Consider the following 20,193-nt stretch of genomic DNA (forward strand, 5'->3'; position numbering starts at 1 on the left):
GTTTTCTTTTGTGGTGCCGGGATGTCCGGTCACGGCCATCCCTCACCGTCATCCTGACGAAAGTCAGGACCCAGAGCCACGAACGCCCCCGCCCGCAACTCTGGATCCTGGATCAAGTCCAGGATGACGGAAGCGGGAGAGGCGCATTCCACAAACGCCCCGTCATCCTGACGAAAGTCAGGATCCAGAGCCACGAACGCCCCCGCCCGTAACCCTGGGTCCCGGATCAAGTCCGGGATGACGGAGGGGGTGAAGCCGCGCCCCCCTCAGGCGGCGAGCGCGTCCTGCTCTTCGGGCGCCAGCCGGATCATGTAATCGAACGCCGCCAGCGCCGCCTTCGACCCCTCGCCCATCGCGATCACGATCTGCTTGAACGGCACGGTCGTCACGTCGCCGCCCGCGAACACGCCGGGGATCGACGTTTCGCCGCGGTGATCGACCTCGATCTCGCCGCGCATCGTCAGCGCGACGGTGTCGGTCAGCCATTCGGTGTTGGGCACCAGCCCGATCTGGACGAAGATCCCCTCGAGCTCGACCTGATGCACCGTGTCGTGGTTGCGGTCCTTGTAGCTCAGCCCCGTCACCTGCTTGCCGTCGCCGAGCACTTCGGTGGTCATCGCCGAGGTGACGACCTTGACGTTGGGCAGGCTGGCGAGCTTGCGCTGGAGCACCGCGTCTGCGCGCAGGTCGCTGTCGAACTCGATCAGCGTGACATGCGCGACGAGGCCCGCAAGATCGATCGCCGCCTCGACGCCGCTATTGCCGCCGCCGATCACCGCGACGCGCTTGCCCTTGAACAGCGGGCCGTCGCAATGCGGGCAGTAGGTCACGCCCGTGTTGCGATACGCCTCCTCGCCCGGCACGTTCATCTGGCGCCAGCGTGCACCGGTCGACAGGATCACGGTGCGTGCCTTGAGCGACGCGCCGCTCGCCAGCTGCACCTCGTGCAGGCCACCGACCTGCGTGGCCGGGATCAGCTTGCTCGCGGTCTGCAGGTTCATCACGTCGACGCCATATTCGGCGACATGCTGCTCCATGTGCGCGACGAGCTTGGGCCCCTCGGTATGCGCGACCGAGATGAAATTCTCGATCGACATCGTGTCGAGCACCTGTCCGCCGAACCGCTCGGCCGCGATGCCGGTGCGGATGCCCTTGCGCGCGGCGTAGATCGCCGCCGCCGCACCCGCGGGGCCGCCACCGACGACGAGCACGTCGAACGGATCCTTGCCCGCGATCTTCTCGGCGGCGCGCGCGGTGCTGCCCGTGTCGAGCTTGGCGACGACCTGCTCGACGCTCATCCGGCCTTGCGCGAACGGCTCGCCGTTGAGGAAGATCGCCGGCACCGACAGGATGTTGCGGCTGGTGACCTCGTCCTGGAAGACGCCGCCCTCGATCGCGACATGGCTGATCCGCGGGTTGATCACGCTCATCAGGTTCAGCGCCTGCACCACCTCGGGGCAGTTCTGGCAGCTGAGCGAGAAATAGGTCTCGAACGCGAAATCGCCGTCGAGCCCGCGGACCTGCTCGATCACCTCCTGCGTCAGCTTTGACGGATGCCCGCCGACCTGAAGCAACGCGAGCACCAGCGACGTGAACTCATGCCCCATCGGGATGCCCGCGAAGCGCACGCCGATATCGGTCCCGGCGCGGCGGATCATGAAGGACGGGCGACGCTTGTCGTCATCCTTGCGGACCATCGACACCGAATCGGACAGCGCCGCGATCTCGGTCAGCAGGCCCTCGAGCTCGCGCGACTTCGCGCCGTCGTCGAGCGAGGCAACGAGTTCGATCGGCTGGACGATGTTCGCCAGATAGGTCTTGAGCTGCGCGGTAAGGTTCACATCGAGCACGGACGCTCTCCTGTCGGTCAAAAGGAACGCGCGGCAGGCTGCCGTCGCGAAAATCGTCACCCCGGACCGGGTCCGGGGTCCACCGTGCCGCACGACACCGAGGGTCATGCGGCAGGGTGGCTGCCGAACCGAAGTCCGGCAGGCCGGGGAAGGCGCGAACCCCTTCCCCTTTGGTGACGAAGCCGGGCGACTGGCTCCGTCAGTGGCTCAGATCTTGCCGACGAGGTCGAGCGACGGGGCGAGCGTGGTCTGACCCTCTTCCCACTTGGCGGGGCAGACCTCGCCAGGGTGCGCTGCGATATACTGTGCGGCCTTGACCTTGCGCAGCAGCTCCATCGCGTTGCGACCGACGCCTTCCGAGGTGATTTCCATCAGCTGGATCACGCCCTGCGGATCGACGACGAACGTACCGCGATCGGCTAGGCCCTGGCCCTCGCGCATCACGTCGAAGTTGCGCGTGATGGTGCCCGACGGGTCGCCCAGCATCGTGTAATCGATCTTGCCGATCGCCGGCGACGTGTCGTGCCAGGCCTTGTGCGAGAAGTGGGTGTCGGTCGACACGCTGTAGACCTCGACGCCCATCTTCTGGAACGCTGCATAATTGTCGGCCAGATCCTCGAGCTCGGTCGGGCAGACGAACGTGAAATCGGCCGGGTAGAAGAAGAAGACCGCCCACTTGCCCGTGACGTCGGCGTCCGACACCTCGATGAACTTGCCCTGGCGATACGCCTGGGTGGTGAACGGCTTCAGCTGGGTGCCGATGATCGACATGGGGTAGCTCCTCAAATTTGTGCGACGCATCATATATGGGATGCTGCGGCGCAGCGTGAAATGTAGAATGCCGATCTATTACAATCACGCAGTCGATCACAGAGGCATCAAAGATCGACTAAGGCACTAAAACACCTGTAGAAACAGAAACGCCGGCCCGCTCGCAATGGAGAGGACCGGCGTAAATCTGGTGGGCGCGACAGGGATTGAACCTGTGACCCCACCCGTGTGAAGGGTGTGCTCTACCGCTGAGCTACGCGCCCGAAACTCGTTCGGAAGCGGGCCTTTAAGCGCGGCCGCCCGCGCTGTCCAGCCCTCTCGTCATGATCGCCCGATCAGTTGACCGAATCCTTCAGCCCCTTGCCCGCCTTGAACTTGGGCTGGGTCGATGCCTTGATCGTCATCGGCTCGCCGGTACGCGGATTGCGTCCGGTCGAGGCCTTGCGCTTCGAGATCGAGAAGGTGCCAAATCCGACGAGACGGACCTCTTCACCCTTTTTGAGCGACGCGGAGATCGCGTCGAATACGGCTTCGACCGCCTTGGTCGCATCGCCCTTCACCAGTCCGGACGTATCGGCGACCGTAGCGATCAGTTCCTGCTTGTTCATACTCTTAATCCCCCAGAGACTATCGAATCGCTCGCGACCGGATCGCGACCATGCTTCCCCGGCAGTAACCCGGCCAGCCGGTCCGCTGTCAAATTAATCCGCCGCACAAAGCTCTCGGCACGGCTGTTTCCCGTGCCGAGCCCAGCATTTACACGCGATCGATCGCGGATCGGGAGCGCTGAACGCCCCTATCCCGCCGCCGCCCCATGCGGACGGCGGGATCGGCGGCACATCACGCTCAGTGGTGCAGCGTGGCCCCCACCGGGGGGATCGGCGCAGGAGGCAGCGCCGCCAGTTCGTCCGCATCGGTCCACTCGATCGCCTCGAGCGGCTCGGTCAGCGCGAGGCGGAGCACCTCGTCGACATGGCTGACGGGGATGATCTTCAGCCCTTCCTTGATGTTCGCTGGGATGTCGGCAAGGTCCTTCTCGTTCTCCTGCGGGATCAGCACCGTCTCGATGCCGCCACGCAGCGCCGCGAGCAGCTTCTCCTTCAACCCGCCGATCGGCAGCACGCGGCCACGCAGCGTCACCTCGCCGGTCATCGCGACCTCGCGCCGCACGGGCACGCCGGTCATCGTCGACACGATCGACGTCACGATCCCGACACCCGCCGACGGCCCGTCCTTGGGCGTGGCGCCCTCGGGCAGATGGATGTGGATGTCCTTGCGGTTGAACAGCGACGGCTTGATGCCATAGCTCGGCGCGCGCGCCTTGACGTAGCTGAACGCGGTTTCGATCGACTCCTTCATCACGTCGCCGAGCGTGCCCGTCAGCTTCGCCGCGCCCTTGCCCGACACGGTGACGCTCTCGATCGTCAGCAATTCGCCACCGACCTCGGTCCAGGCGAGCCCGGTGACCGCGCCGATCTGGTTCTCCGTCTCGGACAGGCCGTGGCGGTATTTCTGCACGCCCGCGAACTCGGCAATGTTGTCGGGGGTGATCGTCACGCTCGTCGCCTTGCCCTCGAGGATCCGGCGCAGCGCCTTGCGCGCGAGCTTGGCGATCTCGCGCTCGAGCGTCCGCACGCCCGCCTCGCGGGTATATTGCTGGATCAGCGTGCGCAGCCCCTCCTGAGTCAGGATGAACTCGCCGTCCTTCAGGCCATGCGCCTCGATCTGCTTGGCGATCAGGTGCCGCTCGGCGATCTCGACCTTCTCGTCCTCGGTATAGCCCTCGAGACGGATGATCTCCATCCGGTCGAGCAGCGCCTGCGGCAGGTTCAGCGTGTTCGCGGTGGTCACGAACATCACGTCGGACAGATCGAGGTCGATCTCGAGATAATGATCCTGGAACTTGCCGTTCTGCTCGGGATCAAGCACCTCAAGCAGCGCGGACGCGGGATCGCCACGGAAATCCTGACCGAGCTTGTCGATCTCGTCGAGCAGGAACAGCGGGTTCGACGCCCCTGCCTTTTTCAGGTTGGTGACGATCTTGCCCGGCAGCGAGCCGATATACGTACGGCGATGCCCGCGAATCTCGGCCTCGTCGCGCACGCCGCCCAGCGACTGCCGGATGAACTCGCGGCCGGTCGCCTTGGCGATCGACTTGCCAAGCGAGGTCTTGCCGACGCCCGGAGGGCCGACGAGGCACAGGATCGGCCCCTTCAGCTTGTTGGTGCGCGCCTGGACCGCCAGATACTCGATGATCCGGTCCTTGACCTTCTCGAGCGCATAATGGTCCTCGTCGAGCACCGCCTGTGCCGCCGAGATGTCCTTCTTGATCTTCGACTTCTTGCCCCAGGGAAGCCCCAGCAGGACGTCGAGATAGTTGCGCACGACGGTCGCCTCGGCGCTCATCGGCGCCATCGTCTTGAGCTTCTTGAGTTCGGCCGTCGCCTTCGAGCGTGCTTCCTTGCTCATCTTGAGCGTCGCGATCTTCTGAGTCAGCTCGGCGATTTCGTCGCCTTCACCCTCGTCGCCCTCGTTGCCGAGCTCGCGCTGAATCGCCTTCAACTGCTCGTTGAGGTAATATTCGCGCTGCGTCTTCTCCATCTGGCGCTTGACGCGGCTCTTGATCTTCTTCTCGACCTGCAGGACGCCGAGCTCGCCTTCCATCGCCGCAAACGCCATTTCGAGGCGCTTGGCAGGATCGGTCTGCATCAGCATCGCCTGCTTGTCGGCGACCTTGATCTGGATGTTCGCGACCACCGCGTCGGACAGCTTTGCAGCGTCCGTGATCTCGGACAGCTGCGTCGCCGTCTCGGTCGGCAGCTTGCGGTTGAGCTTGGCGTAATTCTCGAACTGATCGACCACCGATCGCATCAGCGCGGTGACCTCGGCGCCCTCTACCTCGACATCGGCGACGGTCGCGACCTCGGCCTTCAGGAAATCGCCGCTCTCGTCGAGCGTCTCGAGCGTCGCACGGACCTTGCCCTCGACCAGCACGCGGACGGTGCCGTCGGGCAGCTTGAGCAGCTGGAGCACGGTCGCGGTGACGCCCATCGTGTACAGGTCGTCGCGCGAGGGATCGTCCTCGGCCGGATCGAGTTGCGCGACGAGGAAGATCTCCTTGTCGGCCGCCATCGCTGCTTCGAGCGCCGCGACCGATTTGTCACGACCGACGAACAGCGGCACGATCATGTGCGGGAAAACGACGATGTCGCGCAGGGGAAGGACGGGATATTGGGTCATGCAAGCTCCGGTACCGGACCAAACGAGGTCCGCGTCATCACATTATATGGTGCGGATCGCGCGTCCATCAATCTCACGCGTATCTTGACGCCTGTCATCCCCCTGATCCTCCCCCATCGCCCCTTGCCATGCGGCGTTTGAGCGAGGACACCGGCACGACAATCTCCGGAGATCCTGCCACATGGTCCGCATGCCGTCCGCCGTCCGCCTGCGTCCTCTCACGGCGCCGCTTGCGGGTCTCGCGATCCTGCTCGCCGCCCCGGCGCTGGCGGATCCGGGCAAGCCGCCGCTGACGGCACAGACCACGCAGTCGGGTGGCCCCCTGGACGCTGCGCAGAAGCGCGTCCGCTTCGACAGCGCGGACCTCGCGATCGAGGTGTTTCCCGACCGCGAGCAAATCGCCGGCGTCGCGACGCTGCGTTTCACCACCACCGCGACGACCGACCGGCTGGTGATCGACCTCGACCGCAATCTCCCGGTCAGCGCGGTCGCGATCGACGGTGTCGATCTCAAGCCGGGCGCATGGCGCAACCCCGAAGGGCGCATGACGATCATGCTGCCGCGCCGCATCGCGAAAGGCGGCAAGGTCGCCGCGCGGATCACCTATGCGGGCACGCCGCACGTCGCGGTCCGCGCGCCCTGGGACGGCGGCTTCGTCTGGTCGCGCACGCCCGCCGGTCAGCCCTGGGTCGCGACCGCGGTCCAGATGGAGGGCTGCGACCTGTTCTGGCCGTGCATCGACTATCCGACCTACGAGCCCGACAGCATCGACCTGCACATCACCGTCCCCAAGGGCCTGAAGGCGCCGTCGAACGGCAAATTCATGGGCGTCACGACGCTCCCCGACGGCCGCACGACGTGGAACTGGCGCGCGCTCGACCCGACGCTCTACGGCATCGCGCTCAACGTCGGCCCCTATGAGGAGATCAGCGGCAGCTACAAGAGCCGCTTCGGCAACGTCATTCCGATGTCCTATTGGTACCTGCCAGGCGAAAAGGCGCAGGCCGAGGCGCTGTTCGCCGAGTTTGCGCCGACGCTCGACTTCTACGAAAGCATCGTCGGCCCCTATCCCTGGGCGAACCAGAAGGTCGGCGTCGTCGAGACCCCGCACAAGGGCATGGAGCACCAGACGATCAACGCATATGGCAACGCCTATGCAAAGACCGTCAACGGTTTCGACGATCTCTTCCAGCATGAATTCGGGCATGAATGGTTCGCCAACCAGCTGACCGCGAGCAACTGGGACGACTTCTGGCTGCACGAGGGGTTCACCGCCTATATGCAGCCGCTTTACGGCCGCTGGCGCGAGGGCGACGGCCGCTACACCGCGATGATGCTCGCCGCACGCGCGGGTATCCAGGCGAAGTCGCCGCTGGTGACGGGTACGCCGCAGTCCGCCGAGGACGTCTACGAGAAGGCACCGGGTCGTGGTGGCGACATCTACACAAGGGGCGAATGGACGCTGCATACGCTGCGCAACCTGATCGGCGACGCGGCCTTCGCGCGGCTGCTCCGGCTCGAAGTATACGGCCGCGAGGACCCCCGGCCCGGCAATTTCCGCCCGCAGTTCCGCACCACGCCGGAGTTCATCGCCTATGTGAACCAGGTGACGGGGAAGGATTATCGCTGGTTCTTCGACGTGTATCTCTATCAGGCCGCGCTTCCCAGGCTGGTCCAGACGCGCACCGCCGACACGCTGACGTTGCGCTGGCAGGTCCCCGGCAACACCCGCTTCCCGCTTCCCGTCGAGGTCGAGGTCGACGGCCAGACCCGTATCGTCCCGATGCCGGGCGGCACCGCCACGCTGACCGTCCCCGCCGGTGCGCACGTCGTCATCGACCCGATGGCGCGCATCCTGATGCAATCCGATCAGGTCGACGCCTTCCAGGCATGGCGCGCCGCGCAGCCCCCCCGGAACTAGCCGATCCCGACCCCGGTCCTGGCGAAGTTCAGGTCCGGGGACCAGCCTGCCACCACCGTCACCGTATCACTCTTGTGTCGTCCCGCCCCGCGCGCGACAACGCGGCGCATGATCCCGCGTCTTCTCCTCACCGCCAGCATCTGCGCGCTTCCCGCCGCGCTGCTCGCCCCGCCCCTCTCGGCCCAGCTCCCGCAAAAGGGCGAACCCGCGATCACCGCGCAGACCGAGCGGTCGGGCGGCGTACTGACCCCCGAACAAACCGCATTGCGCTTCGATCACGCCGATCTCGTATTCGAGGTGCTGCCCGACACGCGCACGCTGAACGGTGTCGCGACGCTCGCCTTCACTGCGACGGCGCCGATCGCGCGGCTGCCGATCGATCTCGATCGCAACCTCCCCGTCAGCGCGATCGCGGTCGACGGTGTCGCGCTCGCCAGATCCGCGTGGAGCAATCCCGAGGGCCGGCTGACGATCACGCTCGCGCGGCCGCTCGCCGCAGGTGCGAAGACCAGCGTCAGGATCACCTATGGCGGCACGCCGCACGTCGCGGTGCGCGCGCCGTGGGACGACGGCATGGTCTGGTCGCAGACCCCGGGTGGCCGCACCTGGTTCGCGACCACCGCGGAGGGCTATGGCTGCGATCTGTTCTGGCCGTGCCTCGACTTCCCGACCGGCGAACCCGCGCTGGTCGATCTCCACATCACCGTGCCCAAGGGGCTGAAGGCCCCGTCGAACGGCGTCCTGCTCGGCGTCGACACGCTGCCCGATGGTCGCACGCGGTGGAACTGGCGCGCGAAGCATCCCAACACCTATGGCATCGCGCTCAACGTCGGCCCCTATGAGGAGATCAGCGGCACCTACAAGAGCCGCTACGGCAACAGCATCCCGATGTATTACTGGTATCTGCCGGGTGAGAAACCACAGGCGGAAAAGCTGTTCGCCGAGTTCGCGCCGACGCTCGACTTCTTCGAAAGCATGATCGGTCCCTATCCGTTCGGCGACGAGAAGGTCGGCGTCGTCGAGACCCCGCACAAGGGCATGGAGCACCAGACGATCAACGCGTATGGCAACGACTATGCGAAGGCGCCCGAAGGGTTCGACTGGCTGTTCCAACACGAATTCGCGCATGAATGGTTCGGCAATCAGCTGACCGCCGCCAACTGGGACGATTACTGGCTGCACGAAGGCTATGGAAGCTACATGCAGCCGCTCTACGGACAGTGGCGCGAGGGGCGCGCGCGCTATGCGACGATGATGCTGGGCAGCCGTGGTGCGATCCTGAACCGCAGGCCGATCACGCAGCAGCGCGTCACGACCGAGGAGGAGGTCTACGAGCTCGACAAGGGGGGAGCGGGTCAGGACATCTACAACAAGGGGTCGTGGATGCTCCACACGCTGCGTTCGCTGATCGGCGACACCGCGTTCTTCGACGTCACGCGCCGCGCGGTCTATGGCCGCGCCGATCCGAAGCCCGGCAATTTCAGCCCCCGCTTTGGCTCGACCCGCGAATATGAAGCGCTGGTCCGCACCGTCACCGGCAAGGATTATGGCTGGTTCTTCGACGTCTATCTGCGCCAGGCCGCGCTTCCCGACCTTGTCGAGACGCGCACCGCCGACACGCTGACGCTCGCGTGGAAGGTCCCCGGCAACGGCCCCTTCCCGCTCCCCGTCCAGATCACCGTCGACGGCCAGCTTCGGACGCTGCCGATGACGGGCGGCAAGGCAAGCGTCGCGGTGCCCGCCGCGGCGCACGTCGTGATCGATCCCGACGCACTGCTGCTCCGCCGCAGTCCAGCGCTCGAGGATGTCGCCGCCTGGAAAACGGCGCAGGCGGCAAAGGCCGATGCGGCAAAGGGCAAGCCGCAATGACCGATTCCCCGCCCCGCCGCGACAACGCGAGCGACGCAGGCCGCGAGACGCCTCCCGTCGCCGAGGCAGGGCCGAAAGCCCCCTGGATGGCGCGCGCAGCCGAGATGGCGGCGATCTTCATGGTCGGCGACGGCCTGATCGGGCTGACGCAGCCGCGCCGCCACGTCGACCTGTGGAAGGACGACGCACTCGGCACAGAGACGCTCGTCGCACCTTTCGTCGATCGTCCGACCCGCCGGCGGCTCTACGCCGTGCTGCAGATCGCCGCCGGGCTCGCGCTCGCGGCGCGCCAGCGGCCGTGATCACGGCGCGCTGGACCGCGTTGGTGCCGATAGCGGTGCTGTCGCTTGCCGGGTGCGGTTCGGATCCAGCAGGCGACACCCGGCGCGCCGCGAGCGGCGTCGCCTCCGCCGAGGCGGGCGCCCGAATATTCCGGCGCTGCGCTGCCTGCCACACGATCGGCCGCGATTCGACCGACACCGACGGACCTAATCTCTACGGCGTGATGGGCGGCCCGATCGGCGAGCGCCGCGCGCGCTTTTCCTATACCGCAGGGCTCAAGGCGCTCGGCGGGCGCTGGGACGAGGCGCGCATGGACCGGTGGCTGACCAATCCGCGCGCGCTCGTCCCCGGCACGACGATGAACTTTGCCGGCCTGCGCGACCCTGCGGACCGCGCCGACGTCATCGCCTATCTCAAGACGCAGGGGCCCTGACCCCCGTCAGCGCCTTCCCCAGCGTTTTGGTCAGCGAACGACGAACGTCGTCGTCGTGATCCGGTGCAGCGTCGTCACCGGCCCGCGCGGCAGACGGTGCTCGACCGAATCCTTTGCCGTCGACGACAGCAGATAGCGGCCCTTCTCGGTGAACCGCGGCGCGATCATGCCCTTGGCATCGGCGACGACATTGGTCGAGACGCGCGCCGGCGACACGATCGTCACCTTCGCACCCGGCACGGCCCGCCCCTCGCGCGTCACGACGAAGCGCGCTCCGTTCGGTGTCGCGGGTGCGATCTCGAACGGCAGCCGCGCGCGCGCTTCGGCACGACCGGCGCGCGCATAATAGATGATGCCTTCCTGCTTGTCGGGATCACCCCAGGGCGCGAACACGTCGTCGTCCCAGACCCGTACGTCACCCGCAGGCAGCGCTGCCTCGAGGAACCCCGCCTTGCGGACCAGCGTCGCGCCAGCCTTGGACAGCACGCGCGGCGTCTTCAGATTGGCGAATTCGGGATCGCCACCCGGCGGCTGCGCTTCTGCCGGTTCGCCCAGATAGATCCGCGCCGGTCCCGCACCATCGCGCTCGACCCAGACCTCATGCGCCTGCGCAGTCCATGCCAGCACCAGCAACGCCGCACCCATCCACGCGATCTTCACATTGGCTCTCCCGTTTTGCCGGCCATATACCGATCAAACGGACGCTATTGCAAATCACTCGCGCAGATTCAGCCCGTCGCGACATTCTGCCGTCACGGCCACCCGATCCAGCGTTGATCCGCGCACGTCCAACATCTGCGGGCAAAAAAAAAGGGCGCCGATCGACGCCCCTTTCTCTATCGCTACGTACGCGGATTACGCCGCGTCGCCGGCCTTCTTCTTCTCGGCATAGACGCGGATCGGTTCCTTGCGGCCCTCGATCACGTCCTTGTCGATCATCACCTCGTCGACGCCGTCCATGCCCGGCAGGTCGAACATCGTGTCGAGCAGGATGCTCTCGAGGATCGAACGAAGCCCGCGTGCACCGGTCTTGCGTTCGATGCCCTTCTTGGCGACCGAGACCAGCGCGTCGTCGGTGAAGCCGAGCGCGACGTCCTCCATCTCGAACAGCTTCTGATACTGCTTGACCAGCGCGTTCTTCGGCTCCTTCAGGATCTTCACCAGCGCGTCGACGTCGAGATCCTCGAGCGTCGCGATCACCGGCAGGCGCCCCACGAACTCGGGGATGAGCCCGAACTTGAGCAGATCCTCGGGCTCGACCGACTTCAGCGTCTCGCCGGTCTTGCGCTCGTCCGGTCCGGCGACATACGCGCCAAAGCCGATCGACTTGCCCTGCAGACGATCGCCGATGATCTTCTCGAGACCCGAGAACGCACCGCCGCAGATGAACAGGATGTTCGTCGTATCCACTTGCAGGAATTCCTGCTGCGGATGCTTGCGACCACCCTGCGGAGGAACGCTTGCGGTCGTGCCTTCCATCAGCTTGAGCAGCGCCTGCTGCACGCCTTCGCCCGACACGTCGCGCGTGATCGAGGGGTTCTCGGCCTTGCGGCTGATCTTGTCGATCTCGTCGATATAGACGATCCCGCGCTGCGCCCGCTCGACATTATAGTCGGAGGCCTGAAGCAGCTTGAGGATGATGTTCTCGACATCCTCGCCGACGTAACCGGCTTCGGTCAGCGTCGTCGCATCGGCCATCGTGAACGGCACGTCGAGGATGCGGGCGAGCGTCTGCGCGAGCAGAGTCTTGCCGCAACCCGTCGGCCCGACGAGCAGGATGTTCGACTTGGACAGCTCGACATCGGCACCCTTGGCGCCGTGATTGAGCCGCTTGTAGTGATTGTGCACCGCCACCGACAGGACGCGCTTGGCGCGCTTCTGGCCGATCACATAATCGTCGAGGACGTCGCAGATCTCCTGCGGAGTCGGCACGCCGCCGTCCTTCTTGGACACCAGCGCCGATTTCGTTTCCTCACGGATGATGTCGTTGCATAGCTCGACGCACTCGTCGCAGATGAAGACCGTCGGCCCGGCGATCAGCTTGCGCACCTCGTGCTGCGACTTGCCGCAGAACGAGCAATAGAGGGTGCTCTTCGAGTCGCCACCGCTCAGCTTCGTCATTCAATCACCTCTCGTGCATGTCGGTGCACGTGCCGTTTCCGGGGCGGTCATCGTAACGCACCCCGGATATCCTACAATCAAATAAACCCGCGAGGCTTACGATTCGCCTTATGCAGGCTTCGTATCGTCGGCGACCGCGGGCCGCTTTTCGAACACTTCGTCGAGCAGGCCAAACGCCTTGGCCTCGTCCGCCGACAGGAACTTGTCGCGATCCATCGCGAGTTCGATCGCCTCGAGCGGCTGGCCGGTGTACTTGGCGTACAGCTCGTTCAGACGCGCACGGATCCGGAGGATCTCCTTCGCCTGGATCTCGATGTCGGTCGCCATGCCCTGTGCTCCGCCCGATGGCTGATGGATCATGATCCGCGCGTTGGTCAGCGCGACGCGCATCCCCGGCTCGCCCGCGGCCAGCAGGAAGCTGCCCATCGACGCGGCCTGGCCGATGCACACCGTCCCGACACGCGGCCGGATATACTGCATCGTGTCATGGATCGCCATGCCCGCCGTGACGACACCGCCCGGCGAGTTGATGTACATGAAAATGTCCTTCTTCGGGTTCTCGGACTCCAGGAAGAGCAGCTGCGCAGTGATCAGCGAGGCCATGCCGTCCTCGACGCCACCGGTCACGAAGATGATGCGCTCGCGCAGCAGGCGCGAGAAGATGTCGAACGAGCGCTCGCCGCGGTTCGACTGTTCGATGACGATGGGAACCAGGCCTGCGTGCGTCTGCTGCAGGCCGAGCCCGGCGCTGGCCAACGGGCTCGCGAAATCGCCGGTCTCGAACGGATTGTGCATGGAAATCTCTCTTATGCCCCAGTGAACCGCCAACATCGGCGCTCGCACGGGGGAGTTCAAGCCCATCCAACGCTTCCCCTCGCCCCTCCGGGGAGAGGGAGGGGCCCGCACGCACCTGCGGGCGCTGCAGCGCTCCCGCTTGATGGAAGCAGAAGCATGTGCACCGCGAGCGATCTCAAGACCCTTGTCCGCAACCTGCTGCTGTTCGCGTTCGGGCTCGTGCACATCTTCATCCTGCTGTGGCCCGGCGACATTCTGCACACCTATGGGATAAGCCCCGTGAATACGTTCAGCGCGGCGAAGATGCCCAGCCCCGTGATCAGGATCGCAGTCGGAAAGCGCGGCACCTGGTGAATCTCGAGATAGGTCAGCACGAGCGGGATGCCGAGCAGCAGCGCGAGCAAGGCGAACGCGCCGCCGATCGCGCCGAAGAACCAGAGCGGCCGCTCGATCCGGTAGAGCGTCATGATCGTCCGCAGGATCCGCCAGCCATCGGCATAGGTGCTCAGCTTCGATTCGGACCCCTCGGGCCGCGCGAAATAGGGTGTCTCGACCTCGCCGATCGGCATCTTGAGTTCGAGCGCGTGGACGCTGATCTCGGTCTCGATCTCGAACCCCGCCGACAGCGACGGGAAGCTCTTCACGAACCGCCGCGAGAACACGCGGTAGCCCGACAGGATATCGGTGAAGCTGCGCCCGAACAGCCGCGCGAGCATACCGGTCAGCAACGCGTTGCCGAACCGGTGCCCGCGGCGATAGCTCTCCTGGACCTGACTGATTCGCGAGCCGACGACCATGTCGAGCTGCTCGTCGAGCACGCGTGCGACCAAAGCCGGCGCGGACGCCGCGTCATAGGTCGCATCGCCGTCCGCCATCACATAGATGTCGGCGTCGACGTCCGCGAACATCCGCCGCACGACCGCGCCCTTGCCCTGGATCCGCTCAGTCCGCACGACGGCACCCGCCGCGCGTGCAACCGCAACCGTGCGGTCGGCGCTGTTGTTGTCATAAACGTAGATCGTTGCGCCCGGCAGCGCCGCGCGGAACCCCGCGACCGTCTGCGCGATCGCCGCCTCTTCGTTGTAGCACGGCAGCAGGACGGCGATTCTCGGTTCGGTCATGCCCTGCCCTGTACAGTCGAAGACGGCGTGGCGATCACCGCGTCGTCCAATAAACGCAAATCCCCGGCGGAAGCCGGGGCCCGGTTGGATGCGGTGAATAACGGAGCATTGCGCGCCGTTACAGCTCCCTTTCCAACGAGACCCCGGGCTCCGCCGGGGAGGTAGCCCAGTCGAAGGGGGCGTGCCTCAGCGATAAGGCACGCGAACCGACTTACGCCTCGGTCTTGGTCGGCGCCTTCTTCGCGCGCGGCTTCTTCACCGGTGCGTCGGCAGCTTCGGTGCCCTCGGCGTTCTCTGCCGCCACCGGCGACGATTCCGTCACGGCGGTCTCGGCCTCGACCGGTGCCGCCTTCTTCTTGGCAGGGGCCTTCTTGGCGGGCTTCGGCGCGTCTTCCGCGGTGTCCGAGGCGGCTGCCTCTTCGGTCACGGCCGCGTCGTCGGCAGGCGCTGCCTTCTTCTTGGCGGCAGCCTTCTTCTTCGGCTTGTGGTTGTCATGGTCATGCACGTGCGTGCCGCTGGCGAAACCGTCCTCGCTCTCGATCGCAGCTTCCAGCTCCTCGCGGGTCGCTTCGCGATCGGTGATCTCGGCCTTCTCGAACAGGAAGTCGACAACCTTGTCCTCGTACAGCGGTGCGCGCAGCTGGGCGGCCGCCATCGGCTCCTGCTGGACATACTGCATGAACTGCTGACGCTGCTCGGCCGGATACTGCTGCGCTGCCTGCGCAAGCAGACGCTGCATTTCCTGGTTCGACACCTCGACGCCGTTCGCCTGGCCGATTTCCGACAGCAGCAGGCCAAGGCGCACGCGACGCTCGGCGATCTTGCGGTAATCGTCGCGCTCGCCTTCCATCTCGGCCATCGCGGCCTCGGGATCGGCTTCGTGCGTGGCTTCGTGCTGGAGCTGCGACCAGATCTGGTTGAACTCGGCCTCGACCATCGACGGCGGAACCTCGAAGTCATGACCCTCGGCGAGCTGGTCGAGCAGCTTGCGCTTCATGTGCGTGCGCGTGAGCCCGTTATGCTCCTGCTCGATCTGACCCTTGAGCAGCCCCGTGAGCTGCTCGAGGCTCTCGAGACCCAGCGACTTGGCGAGATCCTCGTCGATCTTGCTCTCGCCCGCGGTCTTGACCGACTTGACGGTGATGTCGAACGTGGCCGGCTGACCCGCGAGCGACTTCTCCTGATACTCCTCGGGGAAGGTCACGTTCAGGACCTTGTCGTCGCCCGTCTTCACGCCGACGAGCTGGTCCTCGAAGCCGGGGATCAGACGTCCTGCGCCCAGCTCGACGCCCATGTCGGTGCCCGTGCCGCCGTCGAACGCGACGCCATCGGCGGTCTTGCCGACGAAATCGACGGTGACGAGGTCGCCCATCGCCGCGACGTAGTCGTCAGCAGCGTCGTCCCACTTCTTCTGCTGGTCGGCGAATTTCTGGAGCTGCTCGGTGACCGCCTCATCGGCGACGGGCACGGTCAGGCGCTCGAGCTTCAGGCCGTCGATCGCGGGGGCTGGGACCTGCGGCAGGACCTCCATCTCGACCTTGACGACCGCATCCTTGCCGAGGTCATAGCCGTCTTCCAGCTCGACCGAAGGCTGCATCGCGGGGCGAAGCTGCTTTTCGGCGACGAGGTTCTGGACGCTTTCCTGGATCGCCGCGTTCAGCGCGTCCTGCGTCAGCGCGGGGCCGTGCATCTTGCGGATGAGGTTCGCCGGCACCTTGCCCGGACGGAAGCCCGGCATCTTCATCTGCGGCGCGAGGCGCTTCAGCTCGACATCGACCTTCGCATCGATATCCTTCGCAGTGATGGTGAGGGTGTAGGCGCGCTTGAGGCCCTCGTTCAACGTCTCGACAGTCTGCATGTCCGGCCTTTGTCTAAAAGAGCATTCGGGAAAAATTCGTCTGGGTGTCGCCCCGCCTAGGCGGCGGAGTGGTGCGGGCGAAGGGACTCGAACCCCCACATCTTGCGATGGCAGGACCTAAACCTGCTGCGTCTACCAGTTCCGCCACGCCCGCACAGGACATCGCCGTAGCGGGCGCGTCTATACCAACGTTGTATCCCGGGGCAAGCACGCAAGGCAACACGGTTGGCACCACCGGGGCAACTCCCGACGATTGCGCGCGTTGATGCACGAGAAGGAGAGACGATCATGGCCACCCAGCCGCCGCAAGAGACCCCTGCCCCGACGCCGCCAAGCGAGCCGACGGCGCCACCCCCGGAGTTCACGCCGCCCGCGCCGGACAGCGACGTCCCCGCACCCGGCATGCCGTCGAATGATCCGGCCCCCGTCCAGCCAGAGTTCTGAGGACCATCATGCCTGACACGAAATCACCGACGCATTCGGGCACTGATCCCGATACGCTCCCCGAGGACCGCAATGCGGACACGCGAAGCGACATCGAACAGGCTGTCGCCTCCCGGTCCGACGCGGTCGAGCGTGGCGACGGCGGGGCAGAGCCCGGTACCTTCACCGATACGGGGCTTCCCGACGGTGTCGGCGGCACGGGCGGCGTGACCAAGAACCAGGAATCGGACGCTCAGTAACCGCGTCGAAGCCTATCTAGGACTGCGGCAGATGGTGGTTGGCGCGATACGTGTCGACCGCCATCAGCATGCCGGCGATCTCCGCGGTCGACAGCATCAGGATGCGCGCACTGCCCGCCCTCGCGGACACCTTGAACTGCCACGGGGTTAGCATGCCCGGCACGTACCGCTCGGCCTGTTGACGGAAAACACTCGCTGCCACCCCAAACCCGATCGTTTCGGAGCGCGGGCAGACCCATCCCCGACGACACACGGTCCGCAATCGGGCAATCCGGTCGACGCGCGCGGCCTGCGGCCCTCCCGGCGTTTCGTAGTTCGCACTGTCCCACTGCGCCCAGCTATTGCCGCGATACCGGATGGTTACATAGACCTGATAGCTGACGCGTCCTGTCGCCTTTTCGACAAATGCGCGCAGGAACACGTCGTCGGGGGTGTGCCCGCCGAAACTCCGGTGCTCGACGAACCCGTTCGTGGTGGTCAGCGTCGCGAACCGGTCGAGCGCATCGTCGGACACGCTCGTCCGAGCCTGAAAATCCGCCGGGGTCATCACGCGCAGCCGGTCGACGTCCCCCGCTTCGGCCGACGCGACCGGCACCGTCGTCGCGGGCGCCATCGCGGCCAACGCGGTCGCCGCCGTCAGGAGCACAGCCGCATAGCTACCATGTCGAAGCATATCTCGCCCACCCCGGCCCCGCGCAGGACCAGATGTAGCGTCCGCGACATGCCTGCGCGACGGCAACCCGGACCGTTCTGGACCGGCTTGCGATCAGCCAATCGCACGACGCACAACCGGTCAGCCTCGATACAGCCTTGCGTCGATACTATGTTCCCGTTTCACCCTGCCGCCCGAGGACCCGCCGATCTTCACCTTTCCTGATTTTGCGCAGCATCAGACGCTCTATGGCGCGATCGCCGTCGCGGTCCTCGTGGTTGTCGTTGCGCAGCGTATTCCGATCATCCGCACGCTCGTGAATGGCGCGATGACACTCGCCCTTGTCGCGCTGCTGTTCGTGGCGATCGGCCAGCGGAGCCAGTTCGATCCCTATCTGGGCAAGATCGCGAAGCTGCTCCGGATCGACGAGCAGGAGGTCGTCGGCGGCGAGGTGCGGATCCGCATGTCGCCCGACGGGCATTTCTGGGCGCGCGCGCGGATCGATGGGGTCGAGCGGCGGTTGCTGATCGACAGCGGCGCGACCATCACCGCGCTGTCGACGAAGACCGCTGACGCCGCGGGGATCGATGCGCGGACCAGCGTCGTGCCGATCGTGCTGCAGACCGCCAATGGCGCGATCCCGGCGCAGTCGGGGAAGATTGGCGAATTGAAGCTCGGCGCGATCGTCGCGCGCGACCTGCAGGTGGTGGTGTCGCCCGCGTTCGGGGACACCAACGTGCTCGGGATGAACTTCCTGTCGCGCCTCGCGTCGTGGCGGGTCGAGGAGAATGTCCTCATCCTGGTGCCGCATCATCCGCAGAAGGTGGACCCGTAACGCGAGTTTGGCTCGTGCCTTCGTCCCTAGCCTCGCACTTACCACCACCCCGGCGAAGGCCGGGGTCCAGTTGGGAGGTCGAGGTAACAGGGAGCAGCGCCTGATCAGCAGCGTCTGCCAACTGGACCCCGGCCTTCGCCGGGGTGGTGCCATTGTTGACGTTTCCGCGAACGCTCTTGTTCCCCCGCGAATGCGGGGGCCCAGGAATCAAGCAGCGCTGCGCTCCATTACCCTAAGCTCCCGCCTTCGCGGGAGAACGGAGAGGTTGGGCGTGGAAGTGTTAGTGCGCCACCGACTCCCCAAGCGCGCTCTTCAGCACCTCGTTCACCACAGCCGGGTTAGCCTTCCCCCCCATCGCCTTCATCGTCTGCCCGACGAAGAACCCGAACAGCTTGTCCTTGCCGCCCCGATAATCCGCGACCTTGTCCGCATTCGCCGCCATCACCTCGGCAATGACCTTCTCGATCGCGCCGGTATCGCTGGTCTGCTTGAGCCCGCGATCCTCGACGACCTTCGCCGCGCCGTCGCCGGTCTCGAGCATCACCTCGAACACCTGCTTGGCGAGGCTCCCCGACAGCGTACCATCAGCGATCAACCCGAGCAGTTCCGCCGCCTGCGCAGGCGATACCGGCGAATTGGCGATATCCTTGCCCGTCCGGTTGAGCGCACCGAACAGCTCCGACGTCGTCCAGTTCGCCGCCGCCGCCGGCTTCACGCCCGCATCGAGCAACGCATCGAACCAGCGCGCCGCCTCGACCTCGGCGGTCAGCACCGTCGCCTGATACGCCGTGATCCCGAGCGCCTCATACCGCGCCCGCTTCGCGTCGGGCAGTTCGGGCAGCGACGCGCGGCATTCCTCGAGGAACGCGTCGTCGAGCACGAGCGGCAACAGGTCCGGATCGGGGAAGTAGCGGTAATCATGCGCATCTTCCTTCGACCGCATCGAGCGCGTCTCGTTGCGATCGGGATCGTAGAGCCGCGTCTCCTGCTGGATCTTGCCACCGGCCTCGAGCACCTCGACCTGGCGCCTGGCCTCCTGCTCGACCACCGCCATCACGAAGCGTACCGAATTGACGTTCTTCGTCTCAGTCCGCGTGCCGAGTTCGTCGCCGGGCTTGCGCACGCTGACATTGACGTCGGCGCGCATCGAGCCCTCTTCCATGTTGCCGTCGCACGATCCGACATAGCGCAGGATCGACCGCAACTTTCGCAGGTAAGCTCCGGTTTCCGCAGGCGATGCGAGATCGGGCTTCGACACGATCTCCATCAGCGCGACGCCCGAGCGGTTGAGATCGACATAGGACTGGGTCGGATGCTGGTCGTGCATCAGCTTGCCCGCATCCTGCTCGACATGGATGCGCTCGACGCCGATCCGCTTGCCCGCGGCATCGGGATTTTTCTCGTCGAGGCTGATGTCGATCGCGCCTTCGCCGACGATCGGATGATAGAGCTGGCTGATCTGATAGCCCTGCGGCAGATCGGCGTAGAAATAATTCTTCCGGTCGAACCGCGACCATTTGTTGATCTGCGCCTCGATCGCCATGCCGGTGCGCACCGCCTGGCGGATGCATTCGCGGTTCGGCACCGGCAGCATGCCGGGCATCGCCGCATCGACGAGGCTCACCTGCGTGTTGGGCTCAGCCCCGAACGCGGTCGCCGCGCCCGAGAACAGCTTGGCGTTCGACGTCACCTGCGCATGGACTTCGAGGCCGATCACGACCTCCCACTCGCCGGTTTCGCCCTGGATTCTGTAATCGCTCAT

18 protein-coding genes and 2 tRNA genes are annotated in these 20,193 nt (G+C 65.7%); 7 read left to right on the forward strand and 13 right to left on the reverse strand.

What is annotated here, in order from left to right; translation table 11 throughout:
- Nucleotides 1–266 precede the first annotated feature (266 nt).
- From ahpF to lon, 5 genes are all read right to left on the reverse strand, one after another.
- Entirely contained in the window at nucleotides 267–1,850 is a 1,584-nt protein-coding gene (gene ahpF, locus ASE72_RS01650) for an alkyl hydroperoxide reductase subunit F (RefSeq protein ID WP_056015829.1), read from the reverse strand.
- Nucleotides 1,851–2,057: 207 nt separating this feature from the next.
- Nucleotides 2,058–2,621, reverse strand: a complete 564-nt coding sequence (gene ahpC, locus ASE72_RS01655) for an alkyl hydroperoxide reductase subunit C (RefSeq protein WP_056015832.1) — start codon at nucleotides 2,619–2,621, stop codon at nucleotides 2,058–2,060.
- Between the two features lie 188 nt (nucleotides 2,622–2,809).
- Nucleotides 2,810–2,884, reverse strand: a tRNA-Val gene (locus tag ASE72_RS01660).
- A gap of 72 nt (nucleotides 2,885–2,956) precedes the next feature.
- Nucleotides 2,957–3,229: an HU family DNA-binding protein gene (locus ASE72_RS01665; protein WP_056015835.1), complete on the reverse strand. Its 273-nt coding sequence runs from the start codon at nucleotides 3,227–3,229 to the stop codon at nucleotides 2,957–2,959.
- 238 nt (nucleotides 3,230–3,467) lie between these two features.
- The gene (gene lon / locus ASE72_RS01670; protein WP_056015838.1) at nucleotides 3,468–5,861 is read right to left on the reverse strand and encodes an endopeptidase La; all 2,394 of its coding nucleotides are present in this window, start codon (nucleotides 5,859–5,861) and stop codon (nucleotides 3,468–3,470) included.
- A gap of 181 nt (nucleotides 5,862–6,042) precedes the next feature.
- On the opposite strand from lon, the gene ASE72_RS01675 reads away from it, so the two are divergent.
- The 4 genes from ASE72_RS01675 (at nucleotide 6,043) to ASE72_RS01690 (ending at nucleotide 10,366) form a co-directional block, all read left to right on the forward strand.
- On the forward strand, nucleotides 6,043–7,782 hold the full coding sequence (locus ASE72_RS01675) for a M1 family metallopeptidase (RefSeq protein WP_235532188.1): 1,740 nt from the start codon (nucleotides 6,043–6,045) through the stop codon (nucleotides 7,780–7,782).
- A 108-nt stretch (nucleotides 7,783–7,890) separates the two neighbouring features.
- Entirely contained in the window at nucleotides 7,891–9,651 is a 1,761-nt protein-coding gene (locus ASE72_RS01680) for a M1 family metallopeptidase (protein ID WP_082445722.1), read from the forward strand.
- The gene (locus ASE72_RS01685; protein ID WP_235532189.1) at nucleotides 9,648–9,953 is read left to right on the forward strand and encodes a hypothetical protein; all 306 of its coding nucleotides are present in this window, start codon (nucleotides 9,648–9,650) and stop codon (nucleotides 9,951–9,953) included. Before ASE72_RS01680 ends, ASE72_RS01685 begins: the two co-directional genes overlap by 4 nt.
- A gap of 23 nt (nucleotides 9,954–9,976) precedes the next feature.
- Complete coding sequence (locus ASE72_RS01690) at nucleotides 9,977–10,366, forward strand: c-type cytochrome (RefSeq protein WP_235532190.1); 390 nt, start codon at nucleotides 9,977–9,979, stop codon at nucleotides 10,364–10,366.
- A 30-nt stretch (nucleotides 10,367–10,396) separates the two neighbouring features.
- Here ASE72_RS01690 and ASE72_RS01695 read toward each other — a convergent pair whose 3' ends face one another.
- The 6 genes from ASE72_RS01695 to ASE72_RS01720 all read right to left on the reverse strand — a co-directional run bounded on the left by ASE72_RS01695 (nucleotide 10,397) and on the right by ASE72_RS01720 (nucleotide 16,415).
- Nucleotides 10,397–11,026, reverse strand: coding sequence for a DUF4198 domain-containing protein (locus ASE72_RS01695; protein ID WP_235532191.1), 630 nt, complete (start codon nucleotides 11,024–11,026; stop codon nucleotides 10,397–10,399).
- A gap of 195 nt (nucleotides 11,027–11,221) precedes the next feature.
- Complete coding sequence (clpX, locus tag ASE72_RS01700; RefSeq protein WP_031396414.1) at nucleotides 11,222–12,487, reverse strand: ATP-dependent Clp protease ATP-binding subunit ClpX; 1,266 nt, start codon at nucleotides 12,485–12,487, stop codon at nucleotides 11,222–11,224.
- A gap of 108 nt (nucleotides 12,488–12,595) precedes the next feature.
- Nucleotides 12,596–13,282 (reverse strand): ATP-dependent Clp protease proteolytic subunit, encoded by a 687-nt coding sequence (locus tag ASE72_RS01705; RefSeq protein ID WP_056015844.1) that lies wholly within the window; start codon nucleotides 13,280–13,282, stop codon nucleotides 12,596–12,598.
- A gap of 263 nt (nucleotides 13,283–13,545) precedes the next feature.
- Entirely contained in the window at nucleotides 13,546–14,403 is an 858-nt protein-coding gene (locus ASE72_RS01710; protein ID WP_082445723.1) for a glycosyltransferase family 2 protein, read from the reverse strand.
- Nucleotides 14,404–14,614: 211 nt separating this feature from the next.
- On the reverse strand, nucleotides 14,615–16,261 hold the full coding sequence (gene tig, locus ASE72_RS01715) for a trigger factor (protein WP_056015848.1): 1,647 nt from the start codon (nucleotides 16,259–16,261) through the stop codon (nucleotides 14,615–14,617).
- A 69-nt stretch (nucleotides 16,262–16,330) separates the two neighbouring features.
- Nucleotides 16,331–16,415, reverse strand: a tRNA-Leu gene (locus ASE72_RS01720).
- Nucleotides 16,416–16,549: 134 nt separating this feature from the next.
- On the opposite strand from ASE72_RS01720, the gene ASE72_RS20600 reads away from it, so the two are divergent.
- The gene (locus ASE72_RS20600; protein WP_200916144.1) at nucleotides 16,550–16,705 is read left to right on the forward strand and encodes a hypothetical protein; all 156 of its coding nucleotides are present in this window, start codon (nucleotides 16,550–16,552) and stop codon (nucleotides 16,703–16,705) included.
- 8 nt (nucleotides 16,706–16,713) lie between these two features.
- Nucleotides 16,714–16,944, forward strand: a complete 231-nt coding sequence (locus ASE72_RS01725) for a hypothetical protein (protein ID WP_056015851.1) — start codon at nucleotides 16,714–16,716, stop codon at nucleotides 16,942–16,944.
- A 16-nt stretch (nucleotides 16,945–16,960) separates the two neighbouring features.
- On the opposite strand, the gene ASE72_RS01730 is transcribed toward ASE72_RS01725, so the two are convergent.
- Nucleotides 16,961–17,617, reverse strand: coding sequence for a hypothetical protein (locus ASE72_RS01730; RefSeq protein ID WP_056015854.1), 657 nt, complete (start codon nucleotides 17,615–17,617; stop codon nucleotides 16,961–16,963).
- 307 nt (nucleotides 17,618–17,924) lie between these two features.
- Here ASE72_RS01730 and ASE72_RS01735 point away from each other — a divergent pair, with 307 nt between their 5' ends.
- Nucleotides 17,925–18,431: a retropepsin-like aspartic protease family protein gene (locus tag ASE72_RS01735; protein ID WP_082445852.1), complete on the forward strand. Its 507-nt coding sequence runs from the start codon at nucleotides 17,925–17,927 to the stop codon at nucleotides 18,429–18,431.
- 280 nt (nucleotides 18,432–18,711) lie between these two features.
- Here the strand turns inward: ASE72_RS01735 and gatB are convergent, their stop codons facing one another.
- A complete protein-coding gene (gene gatB, locus ASE72_RS01740) occupies nucleotides 18,712–20,193 on the reverse strand; it encodes an Asp-tRNA(Asn)/Glu-tRNA(Gln) amidotransferase subunit GatB (RefSeq protein WP_056015858.1) in 1,482 nt (493 codons plus the stop codon).

This window comes from Sphingomonas sp. Leaf20 (genome assembly GCF_001421535.1).
In the GTDB taxonomy this organism is placed as follows: Bacteria; Pseudomonadota; Alphaproteobacteria; order Sphingomonadales; family Sphingomonadaceae; genus Sphingomonas.

Bases quoted from the DNA above. Each gene is read 5' to 3' on its own strand.
- ahpC (WP_056015832.1), bottom strand. From the start codon at position 2,621: ATGTCGATCATCGGCACCCAGCTGAAGCCGTTCACCACCCAGGCGTAT.
- ASE72_RS01665 (WP_056015835.1), bottom strand. From the start codon at position 3,229: ATGAACAAGCAGGAACTGATCGCTACGGTCGCCGATACGTCCGGACTG.
- lon (WP_056015838.1), bottom strand. From the start codon at position 5,861: ATGACCCAATATCCCGTCCTTCCCCTGCGCGACATCGTCGTTTTCCCG.
- ASE72_RS01675 (WP_235532188.1), top strand. From the start codon at position 6,043: ATGGTCCGCATGCCGTCCGCCGTCCGCCTGCGTCCTCTCACGGCGCCG.
- ASE72_RS01680 (WP_082445722.1), top strand. From the start codon at position 7,891: ATGATCCCGCGTCTTCTCCTCACCGCCAGCATCTGCGCGCTTCCCGCC.
- ASE72_RS01685 (WP_235532189.1), top strand. From the start codon at position 9,648: ATGACCGATTCCCCGCCCCGCCGCGACAACGCGAGCGACGCAGGCCGC.
- clpX (WP_031396414.1), bottom strand. From the start codon at position 12,487: ATGACGAAGCTGAGCGGTGGCGACTCGAAGAGCACCCTCTATTGCTCG.
- ASE72_RS01705 (WP_056015844.1), bottom strand. From the start codon at position 13,282: ATGCACAATCCGTTCGAGACCGGCGATTTCGCGAGCCCGTTGGCCAGC.
- ASE72_RS01710 (WP_082445723.1), bottom strand. From the start codon at position 14,403: ATGACCGAACCGAGAATCGCCGTCCTGCTGCCGTGCTACAACGAAGAG.
- tig (WP_056015848.1), bottom strand. From the start codon at position 16,261: ATGCAGACTGTCGAGACGTTGAACGAGGGCCTCAAGCGCGCCTACACC.
- ASE72_RS20600 (WP_200916144.1), top strand. From the start codon at position 16,550: ATGGCCACCCAGCCGCCGCAAGAGACCCCTGCCCCGACGCCGCCAAGC.
- ASE72_RS01725 (WP_056015851.1), top strand. From the start codon at position 16,714: ATGCCTGACACGAAATCACCGACGCATTCGGGCACTGATCCCGATACG.
- ASE72_RS01730 (WP_056015854.1), bottom strand. From the start codon at position 17,617: ATGCTTCGACATGGTAGCTATGCGGCTGTGCTCCTGACGGCGGCGACC.
- ASE72_RS01735 (WP_082445852.1), top strand. From the start codon at position 17,925: ATGACACTCGCCCTTGTCGCGCTGCTGTTCGTGGCGATCGGCCAGCGG.
- gatB (WP_056015858.1), bottom strand. From the start codon at position 20,193: ATGAGCGATTACAGAATCCAGGGCGAAACCGGCGAGTGGGAGGTCGTG.